This is a genomic window from Sulfitobacter undariae (genome assembly GCF_014196805.1).
Taxonomy (GTDB): domain Bacteria; phylum Pseudomonadota; class Alphaproteobacteria; order Rhodobacterales; family Rhodobacteraceae; genus Sulfitobacter; species Sulfitobacter undariae.
Map to the genome: position 1 here is coordinate 1 of NZ_JACIEI010000032.1, position 7,679 is coordinate 7,679.

The 7,679-nt window shown below is 50.6% G+C and carries 10 protein-coding genes; 5 read left to right on the forward strand and 5 right to left on the reverse strand.

Going from position 1 to position 7,679, the window contains the following annotated elements; genetic code table 11:
* The 3 genes from GGR95_RS18570 to GGR95_RS18580 all read left to right on the forward strand — a co-directional run.
* Window positions 1-373: hypothetical protein (locus tag GGR95_RS18570; protein ID WP_221385032.1), on the forward strand; the 373-nt coding region annotated here is incomplete at its 5' end.
* A 267-nt stretch (window positions 374-640) separates the two neighbouring features.
* Entirely contained in the window at window positions 641-1,651 is a 1,011-nt protein-coding gene (locus GGR95_RS18575; RefSeq protein ID WP_184568364.1) for a replication initiator protein A, read from the forward strand.
* Between the two features lie 113 nt (window positions 1,652-1,764).
* On the forward strand, window positions 1,765-2,178 hold the full coding sequence (locus GGR95_RS18580; RefSeq protein ID WP_184568365.1) for a hypothetical protein: 414 nt from the start codon (window positions 1,765-1,767) through the stop codon (window positions 2,176-2,178).
* 13 nt (window positions 2,179-2,191) lie between these two features.
* Here GGR95_RS18580 and GGR95_RS18585 read toward each other — a convergent pair whose 3' ends face one another.
* The 5 genes from GGR95_RS18585 to mobQ form a co-directional block, all read right to left on the reverse strand.
* A complete protein-coding gene (locus GGR95_RS18585) occupies window positions 2,192-3,067 on the reverse strand; it encodes a hypothetical protein (RefSeq protein ID WP_184568366.1) in 876 nt (291 codons plus the stop codon).
* Between the two features lie 11 nt (window positions 3,068-3,078).
* Window positions 3,079-4,155, reverse strand: a complete 1,077-nt coding sequence (locus GGR95_RS18590) for a DGQHR domain-containing protein (RefSeq protein WP_184568367.1) — start codon at window positions 4,153-4,155, stop codon at window positions 3,079-3,081.
* 65 nt (window positions 4,156-4,220) lie between these two features.
* On the reverse strand, window positions 4,221-4,832 hold the full coding sequence (locus tag GGR95_RS18595; protein ID WP_184568368.1) for a BglII/BstYI family type II restriction endonuclease: 612 nt from the start codon (window positions 4,830-4,832) through the stop codon (window positions 4,221-4,223).
* Entirely contained in the window at window positions 4,832-5,698 is an 867-nt protein-coding gene (locus GGR95_RS18600; RefSeq protein WP_184568369.1) for a DNA-methyltransferase, read from the reverse strand. Before GGR95_RS18600 ends, GGR95_RS18595 begins: the two co-directional genes overlap by 1 nt.
* A gap of 94 nt (window positions 5,699-5,792) precedes the next feature.
* The gene (mobQ, locus tag GGR95_RS18605; RefSeq protein WP_184568370.1) at window positions 5,793-6,974 is read right to left on the reverse strand and encodes a MobQ family relaxase; all 1,182 of its coding nucleotides are present in this window, start codon (window positions 6,972-6,974) and stop codon (window positions 5,793-5,795) included.
* A gap of 151 nt (window positions 6,975-7,125) precedes the next feature.
* On the opposite strand from mobQ, the gene GGR95_RS18610 reads away from it, so the two are divergent.
* Window positions 7,126-7,377 (forward strand): hypothetical protein, encoded by a 252-nt coding sequence (locus GGR95_RS18610; RefSeq protein ID WP_184568371.1) that lies wholly within the window; start codon window positions 7,126-7,128, stop codon window positions 7,375-7,377.
* On the forward strand, window positions 7,370-7,679 hold a 310-nt coding region (locus tag GGR95_RS18615), incomplete at its 3' end, for a hypothetical protein (RefSeq protein WP_184568372.1). The genes GGR95_RS18610 and GGR95_RS18615, both read left to right, overlap by 8 nt.

A 7,679-nucleotide genomic window follows, 5' to 3' on the forward strand; every position in this document is an offset into this window, starting at 1 on the left:
TCATGCAGCCTCAAGGGCTGCGCAGGAAATGCGCGGGCTGTCTGTCGAGCTGACCCGCAAGACGGATCGGGCGGCAGAGGCCCAGATGGACGGCGTCAGCAAACTCCACGCCGCCGCTCAGCGCCTCCAGAGCGCGCAGGAGGCCCATGAGCAGGGTAAGTGGCGCAGAATGGGTGTGATCGCTCTCATAGGGGCGCTCTGTGGCGCTGTAGGCTTCTTTGCGCGGGAGCCAGCCTCAAAGTTTGATCATTTCTGGGAGGCACGCAACGCGCTCAAGCTGGACGCAACTGATGCTGACTGCAAAACACTCGGCGGGGAGACCATGCCCTCCAACGACCGTCTTGCCTGCGTCATCTGGCAAGACGCCTCATAAGGTTCATTCTCAGCAATTAGCTGATGGTTCTCTAAGACCCTTACGCATGATATTTTAGAGCCCATTTTTACCCTGTAGTGTTAATATAGTTAAATATAGTGTTACGCGCCACGCAACCCATTGACTGAAAGTGACAAAGTAACTGTTTAGGTTCCGAAAGGTACGAACTTTGGTTCCGAAAGGTACGAACTTTGGTTCCGAAAGGTACGAACCTTAAATCTTAATATTTAGGTTCCTGATAGTACGAACTTAGGCTATTAGTGCACTATGGCCCTTTTTCCTGTTCGTCACCCTCAACGCGACTTCTTCGTCCTCGACATTTCTGATGTCGTTCCAAAAGACGACACTGCCTCGATGGAGCACCCAATATTCAGTTTGGCCACAAAGCCAGACATGCGACACTTAGAGTATCGGTCGGGAAATAGTGTTCTTAAAATTCGGCCGTCAGCCAAAGGTCTGCCTACGATATTCGATAAGGACATTCTTATTTTCTGCATTAGCCAACTGATGCACTTAAAAAATCAGGGCAAGCCTATAGGAAAGAAGGTTCGTTTTTCTGCTCGTGAACTCTTAATGGCGACAAACCGTAAGACAGGCGGCAACTCTTATCAAAGGTTAGAAGATGCGTTTTCTCGCCTTCAAGGCGCGCAATTTGTCACGAACATTCGAGCGGGCGGCAGAGGCGAGACAAGGTTCTTCTCTCTGATCGAATCCGGGAGCGGGTTCGTCTATCATGATGATGATCGGTTCCGCCTTGATTATTGCGAGGTCATTCTGTCCGACTGGCTCTTGAGGGCGATTGAATCTACCGAAGTAGTAACAATTTCAAACGACTATTTTCGTCTCCGCCGCCCCCTGGAACGGCGTTTATACGAGATAGCACGCAAGCATTGTGGCAACCAGAAACGGTGGCAAATCAATCTTGACAAGCTACAAGCCAAAACGGGCAGCAACGCACCACTCAAACGGTTCCGTCTAAATTTGCGCCAAGTTATCGAAGAAGATAATACGCCGTTCTACCAGTTCCATCTGGGTGACAATGACATGGTGACAGTCCGGCCACGAAAAGAGGATAGATTGTCTTTTGTACCGCTCAGTTTAAAAGCTGAAACCGAAGATCAAGCTCGTGCCATCGCGCATGAAAAGGGGCTTGATTACTACGCTGCTGAGCAGGACTGGCGCGAATTTGCGCAAGAGCAAACGGCCAAGGGCAACCCACCAAAATCACCTGACGGCTCATTTATTGGGTGGCTGAAAAAGCGGCCATCCACGCGATAGAAGGTTCTCACAATTTGGTCATAAAAGGGTGTCTACTTGATTGATTATACAAATGTGGCAAACTGGTCATGACCAGTCAAAAAAACCAAAACTGACCACGAGGAAAACCGGGCATGACCATGACACTAAATGAAGCGGCTAAGTCCTGCAGAAAGGCAAAAGGTACAATCCTAAAAGCCATAAAAGAAGGGCGCCTGAGCGCACCCAAAGATGATCAAGGACGATATGAGATTGATCCTTCAGAACTGTATAGAGTGTTTCCCGCAACCACCTCTAACCAGTCAGAAAAACCGGCACTTACCCCCACATCAGACCACGAAAACCGTATTGAAATTGAGCGGTTACGCGCCGAAGTTAAAGCAGCAAACACCCTGACCGAAAACATGGTCGAAACTGTAGCTGACCTGCGCGAACGCCTCGACCGTGAAGGCGAAGAACGCCGACAGCTTACGGCTATACTAACAGATCAACGTACAAGACAGGGTGCACGGCGCGGGTTTTTCGGATTGTTCAAGACAAGTATGTAAATGATGAGAAGGTTCAGAGCCTGAGGAATGAAAGTGTATCTGCTACACACGAGCCATCATGCCCAAGTGGCTCAAAAAACGTTTTTTGGATTCTTAACTTTGATGATAGAGGATTAATGCTTCTAAGCACCAAATCTGCAACTAGAGAAACCGCGAAAAAGTCTCGCGTCAGTCCATCTGCGCCCTTGGGAATTTCGCTTCGTACCTCAAACTCAATGGCTGGCCAATTCAAGTCCTCCAGCCAATGCCAGTAACTGCTTTGGTAAAGTAGCCGATTTCTCTCGCTCTTATGTGCGCCCAATTTCAGTCGTTCCAAATTTTCGACCAAAATTTTGCTTGAGTCTTCGTGAACGGCCACTCTAAGCATTCGGTTGAAAAGTTCAAAGATTTGCCGCTGGTCTATATTTTTGGGGGTTGGCGTAAGAACCCTGAGTGGATTAACAACGTTACGATGTTGCTTTTTAAAGGCCTTCTCATCCTGAGGGCGTCCTTTTTCTGGACGAAAATCCACTAAATGCGCTCGATTTCGACCCTGGCATATACCCACACCCAATGTGGCAAGAAAACATCTTACACCTAAAAGGAGTGCATGGTGCGCGTCTGTTGAAGCCCATGTGACATGCCCCTCTCTTGCGCGCCCCTCGGTCAAGCGGAGCACGTGTAGAAACTTTTGAGTCGTAACCACAATTTCAGCGGCCCATAGCCTATCCCGGTCCACTCGATCCAAAACTATATCTGCTGCTTCAGGGGCATTTTCCTCAAGAAAACTTGAGAAGTATGCATCTGGATCAGAGGGGTCGTATTCAAAAGGGGTTTGAACACTCAGTTCCTGCCAAACGATTACCTTACGCTTTTTTATTTTCGAGGAGGCAGCATCCCAAGTTTTCATTGAAACAACACTTATCCAAGATCAATGCTTGGTGTGCTTTCATCTAACGCTCGCGCCCGGGCCAAATCTAACCGCAAGTCTTGGGCCGCTTGAATTTCAGCTTTATTGCCGGACCCGTAAGAAGACCATTGCTTAAAATCAAAGCCTGAAATTTTCGCAAACTCCTCCGCCACATCCGACTTGCGAAACCTTCCCTTTGCGGCAAACACTGAAGAAAACATCTCTTCAAAGACGTTAATTATAGCACCAAAACCGATTGTCTGAAAAAAGATATTTTCAGACAAATCCCACTGCTCTGGAAATGCCTCTTTTAAACCGTCGTAGTAATTATCAATTATTCCAGTTTGCTCTTTGAGCGTCCAAACTCTTAGACTCCCCCGTTCAGGATGAACTAATGGGGCAACTTTTCTCACAAAGTTTGTGATGGACAACTGGGATCCTCGTCGTGGTGAGGAGATAACAACAATTCGATCTCGAAAAACAGAATCTTCTTTTTTCCGCAAGCTATTGGCAATCTCCGCCGCACGCTCGTTTGCGATTTCTACAGGCTTTCTCTCGCCAGGAAGATGTTTAAGGAGGTCATAAAGCAGAGAGGTTGGAACACCCTTTGCTTCACGGTTAATTGTGATGAACTGAGAAATTTGGAATGTAAGTTCGACATCAACAAATGCAACAACGCATAATTCGATGTCCTTACCCTCTTCAGAAGCCGTATGAGCTGCTGCCAGACGGTGTTGACCATCAATAACCCAACCAACGTCCGTACCAGCAGGTATCTCTAGTTCAAAATTGTCTGCGTCATAGGTAGCGCCCTCTAACGCTAATAGTATGCTGTTTGGGATGGGTTCACCTGATTGAATGAACTTCACAGCAGAATCTACGCGCGAGTTAGACAGGACCCTTTGATACCCCTCGTCTTTTTCGTCATGCCTTCTGCTGATTGAGACGAAAGACCAGAGTGTTTTCGCATCTAGCACAAAAACGAAAAAGGTGTGCGCCCCCTGAGTAATAGGCAGGGCTTTGACCTTAAGTGGAATTTCTAAGCCACCTGTCTTCTTTTCACTCTGTTTCGCAGGTTGCTTGGCCATGGATACACCTCAAATTTTCTTCGCTAACACCCTAGGGTGCAACCTCAATTACTACCAGAGCTGCATTACGGCGCGATGCCAATAACAACGAGAGGAACAGCTGGACTGCCTCTGCCTTGCCGGATTAGATTGTAAAGTTCGCCTTCATAATAGCCTGGGCCGGAGGACATTTCGGACTGTAGCTCTTTCATAGGCAATATCTCGATTCCAAGGTCAATCACATCACCCACAAAAAATGCCATGTGCTTAACAAAGAGATCAAAGGCGACAAACGCATACTTCCCAAACTGAACCTCAACTGCAACGCGGTTTTTCACGAAGTCAGTTTGGTTGAACGAAAATATAGGGGTTTGTCCGCTCTCGATGATTTCTGCTTTCTGCTCTTTAGCGTCCATCGTCATAGTCTTACGTATGAGGTTTGCATCCTTTGTAACCCAATATGATGTACGGGATTCTGACCACCCTCGATCTTGAAATTCCTTATCCATCGCCTTGTTCATTTCAATGGGGGCGTAGAGCATTTTGCCCTTCATAGTTTTCTCTTTGGAAACCTTAGTCTTGAACTGGGTAGCATCAACATTTGCGATAACCTGCTGTATCTCCTCCCACATCTCCGGTTTATGAACCATTAAATACTCAAGCCCGTTGAGGTGTGAGTAATACTCAACAATACGCATCAGTGACCGCCATTCTTTTGTGTTGGATCGTAGACCGGCTTGTTCATCGGACGTGTTTTCAGCGTTCCAGCTCTAAGGGCGTGAACACGCTCCCAAGCAACATCAACGTATTCTTTTGAAATATCACAGCCATATCCCTCTCTATTGTGCATCAAGGCACCTACAACCGTGGAGCCAACACCCATGTAAGGATCGAATACTGTGTCGCCTTCATTGGTGAGAGATAGAACTAACCGTTCGACCAGCTCGACAGGAAACTGGCAAGGATGGATTGTTTTTTCAACATGGTTGTTTTTGACATTTGGAAAGACCCACATGTCGCCCGGATTCTTACCTAGAGGGTTGCCGGAAAGCTGCCCAGCTTTCGGACCTTTGTAGTATTTCTTATTCGGATACTTAGATGGCACGCGGATCGGATTTAAGTTGAACGTATATTCGTCGCTTTTGGTGAACCAAAGGATAGTTTCATAGCGTCCAGACAGTCTATTTTTACAATGTAGTCCATGCTCAAAATGCCAGATAATCCGGTTGCGCAACTTCAACCCGTGATCTTTGAACAAGTGATATAAAACCATGTCCAAAGGAAATATCTCGCCATTTTTCACATGATTTCCGACCTGCCAGCATAACGACCCCGTAGGGCTTAGTAGTCTGACACACTCGGAAATTACCTGTGCTTGATCCTTCACATACTGATCAAGAGACGACCGATTCTCGTATGATTTACCAATATTGTAGGGAGGTGAAGTAACAATCAAATCCATGGAACCGTCTTCGAGGCCCCTCATGAATTTGAGATTACTTTGAGCCTTTAAGACAGCGTTTGCATCTCTATCGAGGCGGATTACTTTTTCTTGAGCATTCATATTTTTTCCTTTTGGGACACGTATAAGCTCAAGCCTCATGAAGATCTAGCAGATTTTCAGATACACCCGAAACCTACCATTTGAACACCCATTATCAACTGTGACTCAGCCCTTCGCGCTCAGCCACCCGCTCTTTCTCCAGCAAGCGTTCGCGCTCCTTCTCCACTGCCTGCTCCCGCTCGGCATCCTGCTGCTGTAGATCATGGCCCGCCCGTTCTTCGTTGCGCAGCACGTCCGCGCCTGTGTCGCGGTCCCTACCATCCCGCGCCGCCTGTAGGCGATCAAGGGCGGTCTGGGGCGCATCTGCGGTGGCACGGCCTTCCCGTGCGGCCTCTTGGACGGCCCTGAGGCGTTCAAGAGGCGACTGCGGATCACGCTGACGCATCGACAGACCGTCCGCGACCGTGCGCTCATGCATCCCGTCCACCAGCCGATCCAGCCAGTCCCGCGCCCAATCCCTGAACTCGGCGGCAATCTCGCGGGCCTGTGCGGCGAGATGCTTAACATCCTGCCAGCGTTCAGCGGCTGGCGTGGTCAAACCGCGCCGCATCATGCTCCACGATCCGGCGCTCATGCCGGGCAGGGCGGGGCGGTCCAGCTCCACGGCCCGCGCCATGTGCTCGGCCTGTGCCGGCTCGTCGCCGCGCTCTTTGGCGTCATGGGCCAGAGACAAAGCGTCAGCGCGTTGCGCGACCAACGTGCGGTGATCGACCCGCTCGTGGATGTCGCACCGCTCAAGCGTGTCGTTCACATGCTCCGCCCATGACTGACGCCAATCGACCAACAGGTCTTTGGCGTTCCAGTCGCGCTCTTTGGCCCCGAACCCTTCGGGGCCAACCTCGCGGGTGGTCAGCATGATGTGGGCGTGGTGGTTGCGCTGATCGCCCTCGCGCCCTGGGGCGTGAATAGCCACGTCCGCGATCATGCCACGCGCCACGAATTGCTCGCGCACAAACGCCCGCACAAGGTCGGCGTTTTGCGCGGTGGTCAATTCGGACGGCAGGGCCACGCGCACCTCGCGGGCCACCTGCGCGTCTTTGCGGCGCTCGGCGTCCTCGACGGCGTTCCACAGCGATGAGCGATCATGCACCCACGCTGGCGCGTGGTCCGGTGCGATGATCTCTGTGTGCAGGACACCGCCTTTGCGGGTGTAGTCATGCACCTCGCCCGTCCGATGATCTTTGATCACCTCGGCGGTGCGATAAGCGATGGCGGCGGTTGCAGACCGTCCCTTGCTGCGGGATATCACAGATGCATCAAAATGATAAATCGCCATGATCGCCTCTTGGCTTGGTTTCGAAAGGATGCGCAGCGGTCCTTCGCTCACACGTCGCTTGCGACGTATAGGTGAGCACTTACGTGATATCCCGCCTTTACTGCTGTCGCTGAATTACCTAATAGTTAACCCAACCCTAGGGAGAATAAAAGTGAAAACGCTTCAACAACAAATCGCATCGGCTGAATCAAAGCTCGCGCGGCTCAGGACCAAAAAGAAGGCCAGTGACACCCGCGTCAAAATCGTTGTGGGCGCTGTTGTTGCAAAGGCTGCTTTGGAAAGCCCCCAAGCTGCCGCGAAGCTGGCGGCTCTCTTACGCGAGAGGGTCACACGCGACCTTGATGTGAAAGAGCTGCAACCGCTCCTGTCCGACCTCGATGAGAAGGCTGCCCAAGATGGATGATGAAAAACTGGACGCCCTGCTGGAAGCGATGGCAGAGAACACCACCACGCTGATTGACGTACAGAAACAAGCGGCTTCCACATCAGCCTCCACCAAGGATGCCCGCACCTACGTTCAGACCATTGCCAAGCAAACGGACTGGACAAAAAACGGCAGGGCCATTGCCGCCGTTTTGACCACCGCTCTCGAAAAAGATCATACCGCGCTTCATGCAGCCTCAAGGGCTGCGCAGGAAATGCGCGGGCTGTCTGTCGAGCTGACCCGCAAGACGGATCGGGCGGCAGAGGCCCAGATGGACGGCG